General features: G+C 64.0%; 18 protein-coding genes. 5 read left to right on the top strand and 13 right to left on the bottom strand.

Annotated elements, in window-relative coordinates:
- Positions 1 to 213 precede the first annotated feature (213 nt).
- Entirely contained in the window at positions 214 to 933 is a 720-nt protein-coding gene (locus V8683_RS03415) for a hypothetical protein (protein WP_411192445.1), read from the top strand.
- Positions 934 to 1,010: 77 nt separating this feature from the next.
- Here V8683_RS03415 and V8683_RS03410 read toward each other — a convergent pair whose 3' ends face one another.
- A complete protein-coding gene (locus tag V8683_RS03410; RefSeq protein ID WP_411192444.1) occupies positions 1,011 to 1,454 on the bottom strand; it encodes a hypothetical protein in 444 nt (147 codons plus the stop codon).
- Positions 1,455 to 1,901: 447 nt separating this feature from the next.
- Here V8683_RS03410 and V8683_RS03405 point away from each other — a divergent pair, with 447 nt between their 5' ends.
- Entirely contained in the window at positions 1,902 to 2,300 is a 399-nt protein-coding gene (locus tag V8683_RS03405; protein WP_411192443.1) for a hypothetical protein, read from the top strand.
- Positions 2,301 to 2,477: 177 nt separating this feature from the next.
- On the opposite strand, the gene V8683_RS03400 is transcribed toward V8683_RS03405, so the two are convergent.
- From V8683_RS03400 to V8683_RS03385, 4 genes are all read right to left on the bottom strand, one after another.
- Entirely contained in the window at positions 2,478 to 3,764 is a 1,287-nt protein-coding gene (locus tag V8683_RS03400; protein ID WP_411192442.1) for a type 1 periplasmic-binding domain-containing protein, read from the bottom strand.
- 162 nt (positions 3,765 to 3,926) lie between these two features.
- Positions 3,927 to 4,892: an alpha/beta hydrolase gene (locus V8683_RS03395; RefSeq protein WP_411192441.1), complete on the bottom strand. Its 966-nt coding sequence runs from the start codon at positions 4,890 to 4,892 to the stop codon at positions 3,927 to 3,929.
- Between the two features lie 77 nt (positions 4,893 to 4,969).
- Complete coding sequence (locus tag V8683_RS03390; protein WP_411192440.1) at positions 4,970 to 6,040, bottom strand: porin; 1,071 nt, start codon at positions 6,038 to 6,040, stop codon at positions 4,970 to 4,972.
- A gap of 199 nt (positions 6,041 to 6,239) precedes the next feature.
- A complete protein-coding gene (locus V8683_RS03385) occupies positions 6,240 to 7,526 on the bottom strand; it encodes an MFS transporter (RefSeq protein WP_411192439.1) in 1,287 nt (428 codons plus the stop codon).
- 246 nt (positions 7,527 to 7,772) lie between these two features.
- Here V8683_RS03385 and V8683_RS03380 point away from each other — a divergent pair, with 246 nt between their 5' ends.
- On the top strand, positions 7,773 to 8,246 hold the full coding sequence (locus V8683_RS03380; RefSeq protein WP_411192438.1) for a MarR family winged helix-turn-helix transcriptional regulator: 474 nt from the start codon (positions 7,773 to 7,775) through the stop codon (positions 8,244 to 8,246).
- Positions 8,247 to 8,290: 44 nt separating this feature from the next.
- Here V8683_RS03380 and V8683_RS03375 read toward each other — a convergent pair whose 3' ends face one another.
- The 8 genes from V8683_RS03375 to V8683_RS03340 all read right to left on the bottom strand — a co-directional run bounded on the left by V8683_RS03375 (position 8,291) and on the right by V8683_RS03340 (position 15,581).
- Positions 8,291 to 10,468 carry an acetate--CoA ligase family protein gene (locus tag V8683_RS03375; protein WP_411192437.1) on the bottom strand — a complete coding sequence of 726 codons (2,178 nt, stop codon included), beginning with the start codon at positions 10,466 to 10,468 and terminating at the stop codon, positions 8,291 to 8,293.
- Between the two features lie 18 nt (positions 10,469 to 10,486).
- Complete coding sequence (locus V8683_RS03370) at positions 10,487 to 11,323, bottom strand: p-hydroxycinnamoyl CoA hydratase/lyase (protein WP_411192436.1); 837 nt, start codon at positions 11,321 to 11,323, stop codon at positions 10,487 to 10,489.
- Positions 11,324 to 11,392: 69 nt separating this feature from the next.
- Positions 11,393 to 12,865, bottom strand: coding sequence for a benzaldehyde dehydrogenase (locus V8683_RS03365; protein ID WP_411192435.1), 1,473 nt, complete (start codon positions 12,863 to 12,865; stop codon positions 11,393 to 11,395).
- Between the two features lie 35 nt (positions 12,866 to 12,900).
- Complete coding sequence (locus tag V8683_RS03360; protein ID WP_411192434.1) at positions 12,901 to 13,668, bottom strand: coniferyl-alcohol dehydrogenase; 768 nt, start codon at positions 13,666 to 13,668, stop codon at positions 12,901 to 12,903.
- Between the two features lie 219 nt (positions 13,669 to 13,887).
- Positions 13,888 to 14,100, bottom strand: coding sequence for a hypothetical protein (locus V8683_RS03355; RefSeq protein WP_411192564.1), 213 nt, complete (start codon positions 14,098 to 14,100; stop codon positions 13,888 to 13,890).
- 48 nt (positions 14,101 to 14,148) lie between these two features.
- Complete coding sequence (locus V8683_RS03350; RefSeq protein WP_411192433.1) at positions 14,149 to 14,370, bottom strand: hypothetical protein; 222 nt, start codon at positions 14,368 to 14,370, stop codon at positions 14,149 to 14,151.
- A gap of 161 nt (positions 14,371 to 14,531) precedes the next feature.
- The gene (locus tag V8683_RS03345; RefSeq protein WP_411192432.1) at positions 14,532 to 15,164 is read right to left on the bottom strand and encodes a response regulator; all 633 of its coding nucleotides are present in this window, start codon (positions 15,162 to 15,164) and stop codon (positions 14,532 to 14,534) included.
- Between the two features lie 102 nt (positions 15,165 to 15,266).
- Positions 15,267 to 15,581 carry a hypothetical protein gene (locus V8683_RS03340; protein WP_411192431.1) on the bottom strand — a complete coding sequence of 105 codons (315 nt, stop codon included), beginning with the start codon at positions 15,579 to 15,581 and terminating at the stop codon, positions 15,267 to 15,269.
- A gap of 393 nt (positions 15,582 to 15,974) precedes the next feature.
- Between V8683_RS03340 and V8683_RS03335 the strand changes: the two genes are divergently transcribed.
- Positions 15,975 to 17,096, top strand: a complete 1,122-nt coding sequence (locus V8683_RS03335; protein WP_411192430.1) for an ABC transporter substrate-binding protein — start codon at positions 15,975 to 15,977, stop codon at positions 17,094 to 17,096.
- Positions 17,093 to 18,943, top strand: a complete 1,851-nt coding sequence (locus V8683_RS03330; RefSeq protein WP_411192429.1) for a sensor histidine kinase — start codon at positions 17,093 to 17,095, stop codon at positions 18,941 to 18,943. The genes V8683_RS03335 and V8683_RS03330 overlap by 4 nt, the downstream gene beginning before the upstream one ends.
- The last annotated feature ends 24 nt before the right edge of the window (positions 18,944 to 18,967 follow it).

Below are 18,967 nucleotides of genomic sequence, written 5' to 3'. Positions count from 1 at the left end.
CGCGTTACCTTCGGAGAACGTAGTAGCTATCCGATATGCTTTTGCCAAAATCTATCCGGCTGCCTGGCCTCAGGATGGCGGTCTAACAGATCTGCAGGAACAGGCCAAGACAACATCGGCAAGAGGGAAAACAGCCAATCAATGCCTCATCGGGATATCAGTCATGCCCCTCATCCAAGGGCACAGCGCATTGCCGCGAGAATTCTTCGTGGCGTGGCGGCCCTCTTCGTCAGCGCCCTGGGGGGCATTCTGCCCGCTGCAGCATGCCCGATACCTCATGATGTCGTGGTCACGCAATCGGCCTGGATAGATCAGGACGGGCACCGGCTGGAGGTGGTCGCAGCCTCTCTTACCACCTTGAACGACGATGGGTCCCGTCTGGTGGTATTCGACGACCAATGCCACGTGCTGCTGAACGAGAAGGCGAATGGCCTCGAATCCCGGTTCGAGATCGACAAGTTGGGTCAAGCACCGATCCTTCAGTTCGTGACGATGCAAATGGCGGGTGATGGAACGAACTATGTCCACCGTCTTTTTCTATTGCACAACGGCCGTGTTCAAGGACCGATCCAGACAATCGAGACCACCGGCAAAGACGGGTTTTATCTCGGGCCATTCATAACGGCGCCTGGCGCGGGAATCGTGGTCTGGGCAGCCGACCCAGGTGCGGAATCCGAGGCAGAGGCCCATCCCTATATCGTCAGCCGGTGGCGTTGGAACGGCCATCGTCTGGCGCCGCCAACGCGATTCGAGACCCGGCGAAAATACAAAGCGTCGGACGATGTTGTGCCTCGCGCGAATGCCGTCGCTCAGGCCATGGACCTTCCCTACCGTGACCAGACCGGCGTGGCGCGATTCATGGATATCGACAGGCTCCTCAGTATCAAGGCCAGAATGGAAAATGCGGGAATTTTCTCGAACGAAACCTGGTAGTCGTGCCGGATTTCGGATCCGATATTTCAATCTGCTTTCGCCTTCCAAACCAACCCATGCCGGCCCGCTACAGCCCACTACAGAATGGCTACGTGCTGGGGATCCTCGGGGGCATACTTGATCTTTACCTTATCGCCAACCCGCGGCACGGCAATGCGGGAGACCAAAGTCTGGATGTTGACATCGTAAGGCGTGCCGTTCGCAGGACTGACGGTCATATGAATCAGGACTACGGGATTATCGTTGACCGTGGCCCCGGTATCCTGCACGGAGAGGATATCGGCAGTCCCATCCAGTCCGGTCTGAATCAGTTTCAGTCGCTCCTGGTGTCCCGCCATGGCCTTCTGGCCCATATCCATGACATCGTTCATTTTGTCGACAAATCCTTTGCCCATAAAAGTCTTTGTCACGAGGCCTGTTAATCCGGAGTTCAGAGACTTCTTGTGATCTTCTATCGCACCTACGGGGTCTGTCTCCGCTTTCTTTATTGCGTCCTGGATTTTCTTACCAATGCCGAACATGTTGTGCTCCTCTTCCAGTGGTCCTTGATAGAGTGCAGGCTACAACCGTATTGAAGCATCGTCGATTACATTGCCGGCCAGCAAAATGACATTGCGGGCGGATGCTCCGGGGAATCATTCTACACACTTGAGATTAACGCAGTCGAATCCGTCGGTAACGGATATAACCCCACACTGTCACTAAAAAGCCTTAATAAAATGACGTCTGGGGCTGCTGACTTTCGGTCGTTCCCGCGAATCCCGCCCGCAGTCATCCTGGTGGGTGGCAAGCGCGAAAGACCACTCTGGCAACCTCCGCCCGACTTCTCACTGGTGCCTATAATCGTAGCGGAGCGCAGTGTGCGAGCGCACCGGTTTTGAAGTCTCGACATGGCGGGAGGGCTGATGGGCCGGCAGGCAACCGTCTGCCATTCCGCTACCCGGACACTTGAAAGCAAAAGCGAGTGTATGGACAACGGATCCGCGATCGACGATCGTCCTGAGCCGATTTACCGACGCGAGACTATTCTCGTCGAGGTAGACAATCCGGCTGACGTTACGGAGGCCGAAGCGTGGCTTGAAGCTGCGGCCGATCGCCTGTTTTTCGTTTCGGAGCAGAAAGGATGTGGCTGCTGCGTTCTGAGCTGGGACATCGAGGGACCAGCCGAATTGCTCGACACGCTGCCCGATGCCTTCAGGTGCGATAGTGGCTGGACGAGGCGAGAGGACCAGCCACAACCGGCACCGGGATTATTGCGCCGGTGGCAGAGCAGCCGTATCTATCAAGGCCATGCGTTGTCCGCGCTGCTCCTGATCGGGGGAGTCGTTATGCTTCTGATGGACTTCTTTCGGTTTCTCCTGCGTTAGCTTGTTGGAATGCGGCTGCGGCGTTGGCCGCATCAAACGGTCGGCCCGACCGGGTCGTCGCACCGCGAACGGGTACTGTTGAAGAATCTCTCAACGGCGCCAGGGCGAAGCGAGTCACGACGACGCAGATGGAGCCCGAGATCGCAAACGCGGCTCCTTTTTCAAAACCGGTCTGCCTCAGTTCGTACTGTCGTCCACCTGACATCCTGCCGATTGCAACGCTGCGTGGGCGGCTTGCGCCGCCTGCCGGAAAGGCGGATTATCCGGCGCAAAGCCGGCTTTCTGGTCGGCCTGGTCAGCCGCAACGGCGAGTGCTTCGCAACGCAGCCGGTTGCTCCATGGGCTCCCGTCGTCGCTGACGATCACGAAATCAGCCGGATAGCCGCGCAGATATCGGACCGAGAAGACGTCGCCGCTATCGGGATAGCGCGTGGCGTTGTGCGGTGGATAGACGTTGAAGTCATCGCTCCGGAAACTGCCCTCGACGACGGCGCCGTCTGCGGGTCGAATCAGAACGTGATAGCCGACGACCGCCTGATCGTTGTAGATGTCGTTGGTCGGGAATGTCCCGGTGACGGTCGCCGGCGCCTGATTGCCGAAGCGATAAATGAGCGCCACCCCCCAATCCGGGCCAAAGATCACGTTCAGAATCGCGTAGCCGAAGATGAGGGGCACCAGCCACAGGATCGCAAGACGACGCAGGCGGATCGCGACGACGCCTATGAGGATCGAAACCACGATGGCGACCGGCACGAATTCGAAACGCCAGTGCGTGAGTTGCCACATCACGTGCACGACCGGCACGAAGATCGCACTGTTTGCCGGAAGGTGGCGCTCCGGGGGACGCCAGGCATTGGCTGCAATGGCCGGTGACGGAGTTGAGGCGACGGCCCCTGGCGGTTCCGGCGGCGCCAGCAATCGCGCGCCGGCACCGGCCAGCGTCAACGCTTCGAACCGCGCATTCCAGTCCGGATCCCGCACAAGGGACTGCGGCACCGTCGCGCGGGCGACAGCAATTTCCAGGCCATGGCGTGCCGCCATCGCACCGGGCGAGAGTTGGATGACTTCGTCGTCGGCATTACCGGTTTGGGCATGGGGTGCGTGCGCAGCGATGCCGAAGCCGCGCAACTCGGTCCGAGCCCGTGCCACGCTCGCAAAATGATAGAGATCGAGCGTAAGCGCCGCATCGGGTGCCGAGCCGTCCGACGCACCGGCTTTCAGGGCGGACCAGACACAGGTGAGCTTGCCGGCTTCGACATTGCTCGAATCGACCGAGAAGATACCGTCGCCGGGGGACGCAATCAGCGCATATACGTCGCGGCTCTGCACGTGCCCGCACAGATCGCCGGCGGGGATAACCGGTTCGGGAGATACCTTCGCTGCGGTCGCCGGGCCAGCAAGAGCCAGGCACAGGGTTGCCGAAATGATGGCAGCAGCGAGGTATCGACTGACGCCCTTTTGCACGATAGCTCCTCATCCGTCCTGTCGACACGGATGATATCCTCCCGGAGACTCTGTTGCAGCAAGATAGTCCGCTACGATGTGATGCCAGGAACCGTACGAACGACCGACAGCTCGCCGAAGATGTTGCACTACGACCTCATAACATAAGCAGTGCTTCTCATATCAGCTCGCGAGGATCCGGTTCAGATACGCTCCGGCTCCTTCGATCACCTCGATCGCGGCGGGCAGCACACCCGCCATCTCGACGAAGCCGTGCACCATGCCAGGCACTTCGATGTAATTCACCCGAACGCCGGCCGCCCGCAATGCGTCGCAATAGAGCCGGCCGTCGTCGCGCAACACGTCGCATTCCGCCGTGACGATGAGCGCCGGCGGCAAATCGTGCAGATCCGGCTCCCGCAACGGCGACAACCGCGTGTCACAGGTATCGAATCCGTCGGCGAACGGACTGGATAGCACCTGCATCAATTCCAGTGTCAGCGGCGGTACCGACCCGTTCTCAAACCGCGAAGGAAAGTCTTGCGCCGCCGGTGACAAATCCGTGGACGGGTAAAACATCACCTGCGCCCGCAGGAGCACCTCGCCGCGCAGTCGCTGGCACGCCACCGCCGCCATGCTGCCTCCCGCACTGTCGCCGGCCACGGCAATCCGCGCAGGGTCGAGCCCAAGCGCCTGCGCATGGTTCGCCACCCAGCGAATCGCCGCCAGTACGTCTTCCGGTCCGGCCGGCGCGGGATGTTCCGGCGCCAGGCGATACCCGACACCGACCACCGCGCAGCCGGCCGCGTGGACGAGGCGCCGGCAAATCTTGTCGTGGCTGTCCAGATCACCCAGGGTCCAGCCGCCACCGTGCAGATAAACGGTTACGCCATGCGGCCCGGCCCCCGTCTGATCCGGCAGGTACAAGCGTAACGGGATCGGCCCCGCCGGTCCTTCCGCCTGCAGCTCGCGGACTTCTCGCAGCGGCAAGGATTCGCCGCCCAGTCCGGCGCCGATCTGCTGGTAGGCCAGACGGCGCTGCGCGAGAGGCAGCGATTCGAGGGGCGGCGCGCCGCTGGCGGCAATTGCCGCCAGCAACTCGCGCACGTCGGGCGCTAAACGGAGTGGATTGAAGGGTGCGCTCCGCATGGACTGTCTCCTGTCGTCGAAATTTCGATCTGTAAAAAATAATTTCCCTGGCAATGCGAATTTTTTTGTCCTGTCGTTCAGAAACGCGTCTGCATGCCAATCCGGCCGACGAATTGCGATGCGCTGCTCGACGCAACCATGACGTCGTCGATCAGCGCCGTCGCACCCTCGTTCGTGCGTTGATAGACACCTGCCACATAAACGCTGGTTCGCTTCGAGAGCGTATAAGTCAGCATGGCGGTCAGTTGATGCGCATGGTTGTTGTCGACGACGTCGTTGCCCTTCATGTACATATACGCGCCGCTCAACGCCCACTGCGGCGCCATCTGCCACAAGCCGCCCAGTTCGGTCTGCCAGACCTCGGCGCCATTCAGCTCGTTGCGCACGGCCGTGTAGAGCGCCGTCGCGGTCACGAAGCCCATGCGATAACGGGCGCCGACACCCCAGTTGCGCACGCTGTCCTGTACGCCGCCCACGTCGGTTTTCACTTCGGTATAAGCCGCATTTGCCCCGAACCCGCCGTTCAGGTAGTTGATGCCCGCGCTCATTGAGCTATCCGAACCAAACGATCCCGGCACGCCGCCAAAGCCGTACATCGCCCCTGCGGAAAAGCCGTAAAAGTTGGAGCTGAGGTACTTCACCGAGTTGCTGACGGCGACGCCCGCCATGCGGTCCCAGTCGAATGCGCCCGTGGGGTTGTCCGGGAGCGCAAGCTTCGCAAACGGTCCATTCGGAAAGTCGTAGATACCCAGCGCGTAGATGGAGCCGTCGTCCAGGAACAGCGAGTCGAACATGAAATCGAACTGGTTGCCGAACGTCAGGCGGCCCCAGCGATCATCGTCGAGACCGACGAGCGCGGTGCGGCTGAAGAGGCTCTCGTCCGGCATGAACGAGCCCGTGGCCATCTCGAACTGGTCCGTGAGTTCGAAGACCGCATGCACGCCGCCGCCCAGATCTTCCTTGCCGCTGAAGGTCAGCAGGTTCGGCACGGCGACGCCGTCGTCGAACTTGAAGACGTGACCACCGGCCTCATTGCTGACATAAGACACACCGGCATCCAGCAGGCCGCTGACCGTAACGCTGCTTTGTGCATAGGCGTGGCACGCAAACAACAGACTCGCGGCAACGCAAATGGCTTGACTTCTCATTGACTATCTCCAGGATCGAATAGGTGTTTCGCTACATGACGCCGTCACCGGCGCGCGACTGGCAGGCCAGCACGAAGGCACGGGACGAGCGCCGCCCGCTGGCGCAACGGCCAGCCGGGCTGACAAGGGGTTCAGGTATCGGCAATCTGCCCGCGCGGCGGGCAATGCATGCAGAGGAAGCGACTCGGCGGGCAACGCCTCAGGCAATGTCCTCGGGGATGCCCATCGAGGCGGGCGACGCGGCGGCGCCGCGACGGCGCGGGGAGGTCTCGACGAGGAACAGCGAGACGACGCCGCCGGCGACCAGGCCGCCGAGCGCGAAAGTCAGCGTGGAGGCCAGACCGAAGTGCTGGGCGACGAAGCCGGCTACCGCAGGCGCCAGGCCGCCGCCGAAGATTTCTCCGGCGCCCGACACGAAGCCGACGGAAGACGCCACGAGGCCCGCGGGCGCCGCTTCGGTCGCGATCGGACCGCTCAGGACGCCGAGCAGACCCAGCGCGAACACCGCAACGCCGAACAGCAACACGAACAGCCGTTGCGGATCCGCTCCCGTACCGGCGAACAGATACAGCAGCGCCGCTGCGCCGGCGAACGCGATCAGTGCGGCATTGCGCCGGCCGATGAAATCCGACACGCCGGCCACACCGAACGAGCCCACGAAACCGCCAAAGCCGATCGCCGAGACGACGAACCCCATTTCCTGGGTATCGAGATGCAGCACCTCGACGAGATAGGTCGGCACCATCGCGCTGACCACGAAAATGCCTGTCATCGCGCACAGTATCGCGAGTGTCGCAAGCCACACGTTGCGGCTGCCAAACAGCGCGCTCCAGCGCGGACGCCCTGCGGTCGCCGGTGAAGCGGGCAACTCGCTGCGCGGCTTGTCGCGCAGCGTACGGGCAATCAGCCACGCGACGATCAGGCCCGGCACGGCGGAAACGGTAAACACCCAATGCCAGGACGGCAGGACGCGCAGCAGTTGCGTCGCCAGAATCGGCGCAAACCCGAGACCCAGCAGCGAGAACATGCTCAGTTGCAACCCCTGGTTGAACCCGCGCCGGGACGGCAGCGAGGCCTCGCCGGTCGCGGCGACGCTGGCCGGCGTAAATGCCCCTTCCGCCACCCCCATCACCGCCCGGATCAGCATCAGGCTCGCGAAGCCGGTGGCAAGGCCGGACAGGCTGGACAGCAGCGAAAACGCGACCATCGTGACCACTAGAATGCGCTTGCGGCCGATCCGGTCGGACACCGGCCCCATCGCCATCGCCCACACTCCCCAGGCGACGCTCAGGATACCGATCAGGCTGCCGAGCTGCTGAAAATTCAGGTTCAGGTCGCGCATCATGTGCGGAAACAAGGGGGCGACGATCCAGCGGTCCAGCCCGACCAGGCCGAAGCCCAGCCCCAGCAGAATCAGTGTTTTTATTTCGTATACCGAATCATGTTTCCCGTTACTTCCTGAATCGTGGGGCGACGAAGCATGCATGTGTTGTCTCCTGGCGGTTCCTGGCGATTTCTGGTGATGGGTCTCGGAATTTTAATTATCTTGTATATTTGTTATATATGATAAGTTGTTTACGCGGAAACGCAAGAATCCCGGTTTAGGGGAAAACGCTGAATGCGCGGCAGCGCCGGCACAACCCACGTCAAACCTCTCGCCGCCTTGAGGACGGCTATCGATCGTCACATGCTATGATTTCCCGGAACCGCCTTACCGCTTTGCTCTCCTGACATGCCGACCAAGCCCGCTACCCATAACATCAATGACGAAGCCTCCGGTCTGGTCGATCAGTCGGAGCTGCTGGGTCTTCTCGGATACAACGTTCGGCGAGCCTATCTCGTAGTCCAGACACATTTCGACGCCCAGATAGAGAAACTCGACTTGCGGCAGGCCGATTTTGCGGTCCTGTCGATGCTGCGGCACAACCCGGGAACGAACCAGAAGGCACTGGCCGAAGCCCTGGCCATCGCGCCGCCCAATCTGGCGACGTTGCTGGACCGGCTGGAGTCGAACGGGCTGCTCACGCGACAGCGCAGCACGGACGACAAACGCATCCAGCTGGTCTCGCTCACGCCGCAAGGCATCAAACTCCACACGCAAGCCTTGAAGGCCGCGCAGAAAGCCGATGAAGCCGCGGTTCATCGGCTCTCCGGGGCCGAGCGGGAACAACTGCGGCACCTTCTTTCAAGAATCTTCGCCGGCTGAGCGGTCCGGCGGGGACGGTGTTCCGCCCCGCCGGATCAGAACGGTCAGCCGACCTGCCGTGGCGCCTCGATCAGCATCAGCGCGTCGAGCGCCAGCACTCCCTGCCCGCTGGGGTAGACGACGACCGGATTCAGGTCGATCTCCCGAATGTCCGGTTCCGACTGCAGCAACGCACCTAGACGCACGACCACCTCCGCGAGCGCTTCGACATCCAGCGCGGGCGTACCGCGATAGCCGTGCAACAGCGGCGCGCCTTTGAGCCGGCCGATCTCGCGCACCACCGCGTCTCTGGAAAGATCGTGAGGCAGCAACCGGACATCGCGCGTCACCTCGGCTGTCACGCCACCAAAACCAACGAGGATGACGGGTCCCCACTGGGGATCGTGGCGCGCACCAACGATCATCTCCAGACCGCGCGCGCCCATCGCCTCGATCAGTACGCCGTCGAGCATCGTTGCCGGCGCGTGCCGCTGGATGTTGCGGTCTAGCTGCGTCCACGCGGCCTGTAGCGACCCGGGCCCGTCGACGCCGAGCATCACGCCGCCCACGTCGCTCTTGTGGCTCAATTCGGCCGCCTGCGCCTTGAGCGCAACCGGATAACCCAGGCGCTCCGCGATCTTCAGCGCCGAATCGAGACCGGTGGCAAGCTCGCCGCGAGCGAACGGAATACCGAGCGGCGCGAGCACGCGCTTCGCGCGGTATTCGGGCACGACGCCGCTTTGGCGCGGCACATCGGCGGCAACCGGCTCGAACGCGGCTTCGGAAAAGTCCCGGGTACGAGAATCGCTGAGCCGCGCGATGGCCCGCAGGGCGCGTTCCGTGCCCGGAAAATACGGAATGCCCAGCTCGCGCATTTGCTCGATGTACTCGGGCGGCACGATGGCACCTTCATCGAGCCCCGCGCAGATCACCGGCTTTTGCGGATGCAGTTCCCGAACCGCGCGCAGCACCGGCGGCATCTTGATCGCGCACGTGACCGGATCCGTCTGGATCAGGCCGACGACAATGGCCGAAAACCGTTCGTCGTCGAATAGCGCGGACAGCGTACGGTAGTACAACTCAGGATCGACGAGCCCCTGGGCGGTCAGATCGAGCGGATTGGAAACCGCGACGAACGGCGGCATGGCTGCGCGTAGCGCGGACGCATTGCCGTCGTCGACGGCGGGCAGTTCCAGACCGAGCTCCTCGCAGATATCGAGGCACAGCGCCTTGAACGCGCCGGACTCGCCGAGGATCGCGGTTCCGCGTGCGGGCAGGCGCGCGCAGCGCAGGCCGATCTCGGCGATATCGCCCAGCTCTTCCAGGCTCTGCGCCATCACGACGCCGGCCCGTTCGACCTTGGTGCGCATCACCGCGTAATCGCCCGCCATCGCGCCCGTGTGCGTCGCCGCCGAAGCGCGCGCCGCAGCGCTCTTGCCGGGATGCAGCAGCACCAGCAGCTTGCCCGCGCGGCGCGCACGCCGCGCGGCATCCAGCAGCCGGCGCGGCTGCCGGAACTGCTCGGCGATCATCGCAACGACGCGCGTGCCGGGATCGTCGAGCAGAAACTCCAGGTAATCCTCAAGATGGCTGGCTGCCTCGTTGCCTGTCGATACCGCGTACGAGAGCGGGAGATGGCGGCTCGTCAGCGTGGTGTTGAGCACGGCCATCATCGCCCCGCTCTGCGACAGAATGCCGATGGCCGGCTGGGCGCGGCTGCGCTGCGCCTGAACCTCGCTCACGCTGGTTTCGATGAAGGTCAGCGGCACGCGGTCGCGATAATTGATGCAACCGAGGCAATTCGGCCCTTCGACAATCATGCCGGTTTCGGCGGCGATCCTCGCGATCTCGCGCTGCTGCGCGATGCCCTCCGGGCCCGCCTCCGCAAAGCCAGCCGAAAAGATCACCACGGCCCCCACGTTACGCGAGGCGAGCTGCCGCACGGCGTCGAGCACCGCCGGCTGCGGGATCGCCAGCACAGCGACGTCCACGCCCGACGGCAACTGCTCGATCGATTTCACGCATGGCCGGCCATGGATCTCGTCGCGCTTTGGATTGACGAGGTAGATTTGCCCGCCGTATTCGTTGCGTTCGAGATTGGCCAGCACCGACGCGCCGAGCGCGCCCGGTGTCGGCGAAGCGCCGACGATGGCGATCGACGCCGGCCGCAGCAGACGTGTCACGGTTTCGCCACGCACTCCGGGCCGCACACCGGCATGGGTCGCGGATTGGATCCTGTTCATGTTAACGGGCTCCTGCGGTCAGGCACGCTTCCGGGTCACATCATAGGCGCCAAGGCCGGGCTTGTAGATTTTGTCGTCGAGGAACTGCCGGAGGCCCTCCTTGCGGCCATCGTCGTCGAAGCTGTTGGCCGCCTCCTGGGCACGCACGAGGAAGTCCTCGGCATTATCGTAAGTCATCTCGCGCACCCGGCGAATCGCATCCTTGGTAGCCTTCAGGGCGACCGGATTCTTCTGGAGCAGCGCCTGCGCCACTTCGACGACGCGTGCCCGCAACTGCGCGGCGGGCACTGCCTCGTTGACGAGCCCCCATTCCTCGGCTTTGCGGCCGTCGATGTTCTCGCCCAGCATCGCGTGATACATCGCGCGGCGGAACGACAGCAGTTCTGCGGCGACCTTCGACGCACCGCCGCCCGGCAGAATGCCCCAATTGATTTCCGACAGGCCGAAACGTGCCTCTTCGGCACAGAAGGCGAGATCGCAGGCAAAGAGCGGACCATAGCCGCCGCCGAAGCACCAGCCGTTGATCATCGCGACGGTGGGCTTCTGATACCAGCGCAGGCGCCGCCACCAGCCGTAGCTCTCACGCTGAGCCTTGCGCGTGCCTCGCAGACCTTGCGCTTCCGTGTCGCGGAAATACTCCTGGAGGTCCATGCCGGCCGTCCACGCCGTCCCCTCGCCGGTCAGCACGAGCACGCCCACGTCCGGATGGAACTCCAGCTCGTCGAGCACCTGCATCATGCGCCGGTTCAGCGCCGGGCTCATGGCATTGCGTTTTTCCGGACGGTTGAACTTCACCCACGCGATACCGTCCTCGATGCTGAAAGTCACGGTTTGCTCTTCTGCCTGACTGCTCATTTCGTATACCTTATTGATAATTGAAGACATTGGCCGCGGCGCCCTCCCAGGGGGCGCCCTCGCCGCGGCTCAGAACGGATACTGCGGCACCGCGTCCTTGATCGTTACCCACTGCCAGTGCGTGTATTGCTCCCAGTCGGCAGGGCCGCCGACGCTGGTGCCGTTGCCCGAAGCGCCGGTTCCGCCGAAGGGATTGATGACCTCGTCGGCCACGGTCTGGTCGTTGATGTGCAGCAGGCCCGTATGCAGCCGCTCGCCAATTGCCATGGCGCGCCCCACCGAGGCCGAGATCACGCCCGCCGACAGGCCGTATTCGGTGCGATTGGCAAGTTCGATTGCCTCCTCGTCGGTGTCGAACGGAATCACGCTCGCGACAGGCCCGAAAATTTCTTCGTCGAACGCGCGCATGCCCGGCTTCACGTTGGACAGCACGGTCGGCGAGTAGAACAGCCCCTCGTGCGTCCCGCCCGCCTCCACGACGGCGCCGGCCGCGACCGACGCGCCCACGATATCGACCACGTTCTGCAGTTGCCGCTGGTCGATGATGGGCCCGAGCGCGACCTGCGCCACGGCGGGATCGCCCACCGGCAGATGGCGTGCCTTGTCGGCAAGACGGCGCGTGAGTTCGCCCGCAATGCTGCGATGGGCGAGCACGCGGCCCGTCGCCATGCAGATTTGACCCTGGTGGAACCAGGCGCCGAATGCAATGGCCGAGGCCGCCTTGTCGAGATCGGCATCCTCCAGCACGATCAGCGAATTCTTGCCGCCGAGCTCCAGCGAAACCTTCTTCAAATGGCGCCCCGCCAGCTCGCCGATCTTGCGGCCGGCTGCCGTCGAACCGGTAAACGCGAGCATCGGCACGCCGGGGGCTTCGACCAGCGCCTGCCCGACGTCCGCGCCGCCCGGCAGCACGTGCAGCAGTCCTTTGGGCAAGCCCGCGGCCGCCAGCACCTCGGCGATCACGAATCCGCCCGCATAGGGCGTGCGCGGATCCGGCTTGATCACCACCGCATTGCCGACCGCCAGCGCGGGCGCGACCGAGCGCAGCGACAGCACGAGGGGGAAATTGAACGGCGAGATCACGCCGATCACGCCCAGCGGCAACTGGCGCGCGATGCTCAGGCGCCCCGGCTGGCCCGGCAGCACCCGTCCGTTGGCTTCCAGCGGCATTGCCGCCGCGCGCTGCAGCAACACGATCGCTTCGCGCACCTCATGCTCGCCCTTCGCCAGGATGGCGCCGGTCTCGCGCGCGATGAGCGCCGCCGCAGCGCCTGCCCGCTCCTGCAACAGCGCCGCGGCGCGATGGAACACCGCTGCCCGCTCGCGCGGCGGCGTGGCGGCCCACGCGCGCTGCGCCGCGCGGGCCGACTTCACGGCGACTGCGACGTCCTCCGGCGTGGCCTTGCCGACCTGATGCAACGGCCGGCCGGAAGCCGGTTCGATGACGTCCAGCACGCCGGGAACGCCAACCCAGTCGCCGTTAAAAATCTTGCCCTGCCACGTGTCCGCGTTGGCAAGCGGAAAGCCTGACGGATTGCTCATGACGCATGTCTCCAGTAGGTATTGATCAGGTATGCTTAGATTGCCGTGGCGGCCAGGCCGCCGTCGACGGGCAGATTGATGCCGTTGATCCAGCGTGCAGCGCCGGAGGCAAGAAACACGATGGCTTCGGCAACTTCGTCCGCGTAGGCGGGGCGCTTCATCTTCGCGGCGTCGGCTTCCACGCGCTCGGGTCCGAGCATCGTCACGAAATCGCCCAGAATCGGCGTAAAGACCGGGCCCGGCGCGACGCTGTTGACGCGCACCGAATGCTTTGCGAACCAGTCCTGCGAGCGGCGTGCGCTCCACACGATCAGGGCTTCCTTGAAGTACTGGTAGCAGGTGGCCTGCGGTACGGGATGCGCGCCAAGCCACTGAGCGCCCGCCTCGAAACCGGCCGTATCGGCCAGCTCGCGGTGCAGTTCGAGCCGCTGCGGCCACTCCGCGCCCAGGATCGACGCGACGTTGATCACGCTGCCTCCCGGCACGATGCGCGGCATCAGCGCCTCGCTGAGATGGCGTAGACCCAGGTAGTTCACGCGCGCCACGAGATCCACCGGCGCCGTGCCGGGCACCCCCGCGATATTGGCCAGGGCATCGATGCGGTCCGGCAGGCGCGCGACCAGCGCATCGATCGCGGCCGGGTCCCCCAGATCGGCCTGGTGAAACGCGTCGAGCGTCATGTTCACCGGCTGACGATCCACGCCGATCACGCGAGCGCCGTGAAACCGGGCGAGGCGCGCCGTCTCTGCGCCAATGCCGGACGCCACGCCAGTGACGATCAGGGTCTTGCCGTTCAGGTTCATTGCAGTTGTCTCCTTGGTTCCGGTCGAATGCCGTCTGATAGTTTTATACCATAATAGTTACATCACATAACTATTTTTTTGAGATGCACTGCAGCATGAAAAGCGGATCGTGAACCGGGGTGGGGAAAGGAGAAATGGCGGTCCGGGCGGCCCGCGATGCGCGCGGGAGCCTGGCCGGCCGGATGGGTATGAGCGTTAGAAATCGAGAACCAGGACGGTTCAGTGTACCGTGCCGAAAAATGCCTGAGCGCCTTCGGCCGGCGTCAATCCGACGACGAAATAGCCCTCAAGGCGTTCGGCCTTCGACTGGTCGAGCAAGAACGGGGGCTGTATGAATCCCTTCAGCACGGAATGGTCGTACCACTGGCTCATCCATTCACGCAGTTTGACTTCGTACTGCGGCAGTACCGTTTCTATCGTCTTTTCATCCACGTGCGATCTCCCCACAGTTCGCTCCGTACGTCACGACAGGAACCCCGCTCAGGCGGCGTGCCGCGCCACGCTCATCGCCGGACGCGTGCCTTCCGGCGGAAAGACCTGCCACCCGCGTTCCGGGTGGTGAAAGAAAAACAGCCCGCAGGAACGACTCGCCCCCTGCATCTCCACACACACGCTGACGATCCGGCCTGAGCGGGAACGGTGCACCGCGATCACCCGAACCGTCTGTTTGCGCGTAGCGCCGAGCCATTTGCCGACTGCCATTCGTAACGACTGCCGTCCCGCCATCGCCGCTCTCCCAGAGTCCGTGCAGCCCATCGTAGGCGACGCGCGCGTGCGGCTCCATCGGCGCCGGCGGATAGTTCCTTAAGGAAACGCTGGTTCACGCGTCAGGATTTCCTTCACGCGGCGCGCACGGCAACCGCTCACTCGGTAACAAGACCGTGCCGGATCGCGTAGCGGATCACCTCGGCGTTGTTCGACAGACCCAGCTTCTGCATCAGCCGCATCTTGTGAGTACTGATGGTTTTGGCGCTGAGCGCACAGGCATCCGCGATTTCGTTGATGCTCTTTCCCGCCGCCATCATCTGCAGCACCTGAAACTCGCGGTCGGACAAAATCTCGTACGGTGCCACGTCGCCGGAATGTTTCTCGAACACCATCGCGTCGACGAGCTTCGGGTCGATGAAACGCCCGCCGTCCGCGAGTTTGCGGATTGCGGCAATCAGCACGTCGGGATCGCTGTCTTTCGTCAGATAGCCGGTCGCCCCGGCCTTCAGCGCCCGCGACGCAACCTGCGCTTCGTTGTGAATGCTCAATACCAGCACGGGCAGCGCCGGCTTTTCGGATCGCACGCGGCGGATCAGGTCGATACCGCTGATGCCTGGCATCGTCATGTCGAGCAGCAGCAGATCGACCTCGCAACTGCGCAGCTTCTCGATCACTTCGGAGCCCTGCCCCGTCTCCCCGACCACGACGATGTCGGTCGTCGTGGCGATGATCTGCTTGAGCCCCCCGCGCACGATAGCGTGGTCGTCGGCGATGAGTATCCGGATCATAAGTTGTTGTGGTTGCCCTGCAAGCGCAATGCACGCAGTGTAGCGCAGCGAACAGCAGACCTCGCACCCGGCCTCCGTCGCTCCGGGTTGCCCGGATCCGGCTCACGCGGCGGGAGCGCCGATCCCGGGCGAAATCGCCGACGCATCGTCGACCAGCCGCCCGAGACATTCGCAAAGTTCGCCGAGCGTTGCCGATGTCTGCATGTCCAGCCAGTCCGAATGGTAGCGGCGCAGGTCCGTCACCGTTTCGTACAAGCGCCGCATCGCGCCCGCGCAGCGGTGCGGCATGGGCCAGCAGTGCATCAGGTAAGTCAGCGGCACCAGGCTGCGCGATTCGCACCAGGCATCGAACAGACGCAGGCATAGCGTCTCTACCTCGTCGACTCGCTCCTTGCGATCAAGCGGCCAGGAATCCATCTCGTCTCGCCTCATCCGATGCATGGTTCGTCCTGCTCCATCATGAACCCTGCGGACGTTCCGGACAGTCGGGTCTCGCTGCAAAAAATCAAAGGATGTCCTGAATTACGTGTCAGGAAATCCTGAACGCGCAACCCGGGCCCCAAAGCGTGCAGCCCTGTTCGCGTGGCACGCGCCTGCGATTCGTCGTACTTTTGCGAGGCGCGCACAAGGGCCGCGGAAAGCGAGCGGAAGCCGATTGCCGGATTGTCGGCGCCATTACGTCGCGCTATGCTTCGCGCATGCTCGCCTCCTGAATCCACCCACCCGTACGGGTTGCCGTGCCAGATCGTCCTTTGCTTCTCCGGGCGGCGCAGTAGAGGAAAACTGGCCGCCGCACGCCCGGATATCACCATGAACAGACGACAGATGCTCGCCCGCTGCATGGGCCTCGGCGCGTGTCTTGCGACGGCCCCCGCACTGAGGGCGATGCCCGTGCGCAGCGCTCCGGCGAAGATCGTGTTTCTGAATCCGGGCGAAGCCGCCGAAGGCGATACCGGCCCGCACTGGCAACTCGTGTCCCGCTTCATGGCCGCGACCGCCAGGCGTTTCGGCATGCAGCTCGAAGTGCTGTATGCCGAACGCGATCATCTGCTCATGCAGCGCCTCGCCGAATCGGTCGCGGCCCGGGCCGAGGCGCCTGACTACGTCGTGATCGTCAACGAAAAGATGGCCGCCCGGCAAATGCTGCAGACGCTGTCGCGCTCGCCCGCCAGGGTATTGCTCATCCACAACGACCTGACCGATGCCCAACGCGCCGAGATCGGCAACGAACGCGGCGCGATCCCGAACTGGATCGGCACGATCACCGCGGACGCGGAACGCGGCAGCTTCCGGCTCATGGATTACCTGTGCTCGGCAAACGGCAACCAACCGGCAAGGGTCATCGGCATCACCGGCGACCCAGCCACACCCGTTTCAGAGGAACGCGCAGCCGGCGTACAGGCCGCGCTGGCGCAGCGTCCCGCGGACCGTACCTGCCAGCTCGTGTACGGCGACTGGAGTTTCTCCGACGCCCGCCAGAAGGCACTCGTGCTGCTGTCGCGCTATCCCGATGCGAACATCATCTGGGCTGCTAACGATTCGATGACCCTGGGCGCGTTCAGCGCCGTACGGGAGCGACACGCCAGCGCGGTCGTCGGCGGTCTGGGCGCGCTGCCCGACGCGGTGGCATCCGTGCTTCGTGGCGAACTCGCCGCAATCGTCGCAGGGGACCAGTTCATCGGCGCGTGTGCGATGGTGCTGATCTACGACTATCATCATGGCGCGGACTTCGCACTGGCGGGCGGTCCGCGGCAGCGACTCGACTATCTGAAAGTCCTGTACGGCGACTCCGCCGCCCGGTACTACGAAATCGCGTTCGACCGTCGCGACGCCCCGGACTTCAGCGTCTTCTCGCGCTTGTCCCGCAGACATCCGGGAGCCTACGACTTCAATCTCGGCCCCCTGCTAACCAGGCGTTCTCCCACTGCATGATGTGGCCAGCCATCTTGCGCCCACGCTTTCCTCACAGCCTGCACGCCCAGTTGATGCTCTCGCTGCTGGTGCTCATCACGCTGGTGGCGGGCGGCTCGGCGTTCGTGGTGCTCAGACAGGCACAGGAACGCCGGCTCGTCGAGCTCGACGACCGTGCGAGCCGGATCGCCCATCTCTTTAGCCAATCGCTCGCGCAACCGCTGTGGAACGTCGACCGGGACGCGATCGTGCGCCAGTTGAACACGCTGAGACCGAATCCCGAAGTCGTCCGCCTCACGGTCACGGCAACCAGCTACGGCGTGCTCGCCGACGTGAGCAACGCGCCGGCGCCGCGGCCGGACGAGAGGGTGGTGCGGGTACGGCCCATCGAGTACCAGCCTCCCGTCGAGGCACCGCGTGAAACGATCGGCGAGGTGCGGGTGGAACTCACGAGGGCGGTGGCGGCACACGATCTCGTGGTCGCGCGCGAAGCCGTGCTCGCGACGCTTGCCCTCGTGCTCGCCTTGCTCTACATCGCGACCTTCCTGCTCATCAGGCACCTCGTGCGCGAGCCCATACGACGCCTCGAGGAAATGGTCGACCGGATTGCCGGCGGCGACCTCAATGCCCGGTGCGCGATCGAGTCGCGCGCCGAACTGGGTCGACTGGCGGCGCGCGTCAACGTCATGGCGGAACGGCTGCAGGCGTCCACTGCCTCGCTGAGGGAGAGCGAGATCAAGTACCGGAGCATCATCGAGAACTCGCTCGAAGGCATCTTCGTGCTCGATCGCGACGGCAGGCTCCATGACGCGAACCGGGCGATGGCCCGGTTGCTGGGCTATCGCGATGTCTCCCGCCTGCTGGACACACGGGCGGAGGACACGCAGCCGGCCTTGCTCGCGCAGCCGCTGACGGCCACGCAGGTCGGCCGCCTGTTCGAGACGCTGCACCTGACGGGCGAGATCGCCGGACTCGAAATACCGCTGACGCGCGCCGACGGCACGGCGGTATGGTGTCAGCTCAACGCGCGCGGGGTTGGCTGCGACGAGGCAGGTCCGCTACGGCTCGAAGGGCAACTGACCGACATCAGCGCGCGCCGACAGGCCATGGAAGATCTGACGCGTCATCGCGACCAGCTCGAACAGGAGGTACGCGAGCGCGTACGAACGGAGCTCGAACTGCGCGATTCGCGGGAAAAGCTGCGCCAGCTATCGGCCCACCAGGAATCGGTGCGCGAAGAAGAGCGCCGGCAGATCGCCATGACAATCCACGACGAACTGGGCCAGTTGCTGACCGCCATCAAGATGGATATATCGTTGCTGAAGCGCCTGCCGGTCCACGGTTCGGCATGGAAAGACAAGGCAGCCCAGATGAGCGAGCTCGTGGAGCGGACCATCGACATCGTGCGCAACATTGCGAGCCACCTGCGCCCCGCCGCGCTGAACTTCGGCCTGCTCTCCGCGCTGGAGTGGCTGGTTCAGGATTTCGCGCGCCATAATTCGACCACCTGTGCATTCCGGCTGGACGGCGCCGAACCCGCTCTGAACGACGACCGGGCCACGGCGGTATTCCGCATCGCCCAGGAAGCGCTCACCAATGTCAGCCGGCACGCGCAGGCGTCGCGCGTGGAGGTCGTGCTACGCACCGTCGGCCAGTTCGCCCTGGAGATCCGCGACGACGGCATCGGGTTCGACGTGGCAGGTGCGGCGGCGGGCGGCTCCTATGGCCTGCAGGGCATGAAAGAGCGCGCGCGAATGATCGGCGCGCAGTTGTCCATCGTCAGCGGCGGCAACGCGGGATCGACCGTTCGTCTGCAATTCGGCGAGAGCCTGCAGCCCGTCGTCCAGAGCGAGCCTGCCCGCGATTGACGCCAGGTTCAGCGACTATCGCAC

Source organism: Paraburkholderia sp. AV2 (assembly GCF_054968425.1).
The sequence above is the reverse complement of the archived record's forward strand: the minus strand, read 5'-3'. Positions and strand labels throughout refer to the sequence as shown.

Bases quoted from the DNA above. Each gene is read 5' to 3' on its own strand.
- V8683_RS03410 (WP_411192444.1), bottom strand. From the start codon at position 1,454: ATGTTCGGCATTGGTAAGAAAATCCAGGACGCAATAAAGAAAGCGGAG.
- V8683_RS03405 (WP_411192443.1), top strand. From the start codon at position 1,902: ATGGACAACGGATCCGCGATCGACGATCGTCCTGAGCCGATTTACCGA.
- V8683_RS03395 (WP_411192441.1), bottom strand. From the start codon at position 4,892: ATGCGGAGCGCACCCTTCAATCCACTCCGTTTAGCGCCCGACGTGCGC.
- V8683_RS03390 (WP_411192440.1), bottom strand. From the start codon at position 6,040: ATGAGAAGTCAAGCCATTTGCGTTGCCGCGAGTCTGTTGTTTGCGTGC.
- V8683_RS03385 (WP_411192439.1), bottom strand. From the start codon at position 7,526: ATGCATGCTTCGTCGCCCCACGATTCAGGAAGTAACGGGAAACATGAT.
- V8683_RS03380 (WP_411192438.1), top strand. From the start codon at position 7,773: ATGCCGACCAAGCCCGCTACCCATAACATCAATGACGAAGCCTCCGGT.
- V8683_RS03375 (WP_411192437.1), bottom strand. From the start codon at position 10,468: ATGAACAGGATCCAATCCGCGACCCATGCCGGTGTGCGGCCCGGAGTG.
- V8683_RS03370 (WP_411192436.1), bottom strand. From the start codon at position 11,323: ATGAGCAGTCAGGCAGAAGAGCAAACCGTGACTTTCAGCATCGAGGAC.
- V8683_RS03365 (WP_411192435.1), bottom strand. From the start codon at position 12,865: ATGAGCAATCCGTCAGGCTTTCCGCTTGCCAACGCGGACACGTGGCAG.
- V8683_RS03360 (WP_411192434.1), bottom strand. From the start codon at position 13,668: ATGAACCTGAACGGCAAGACCCTGATCGTCACTGGCGTGGCGTCCGGC.
- V8683_RS03350 (WP_411192433.1), bottom strand. From the start codon at position 14,370: ATGGCAGTCGGCAAATGGCTCGGCGCTACGCGCAAACAGACGGTTCGG.
- V8683_RS03345 (WP_411192432.1), bottom strand. From the start codon at position 15,164: ATGATCCGGATACTCATCGCCGACGACCACGCTATCGTGCGCGGGGGG.
- V8683_RS03340 (WP_411192431.1), bottom strand. From the start codon at position 15,581: ATGGATTCCTGGCCGCTTGATCGCAAGGAGCGAGTCGACGAGGTAGAG.
- V8683_RS03335 (WP_411192430.1), top strand. From the start codon at position 15,975: ATGAACAGACGACAGATGCTCGCCCGCTGCATGGGCCTCGGCGCGTGT.
- V8683_RS03330 (WP_411192429.1), top strand. From the start codon at position 17,093: ATGATGTGGCCAGCCATCTTGCGCCCACGCTTTCCTCACAGCCTGCAC.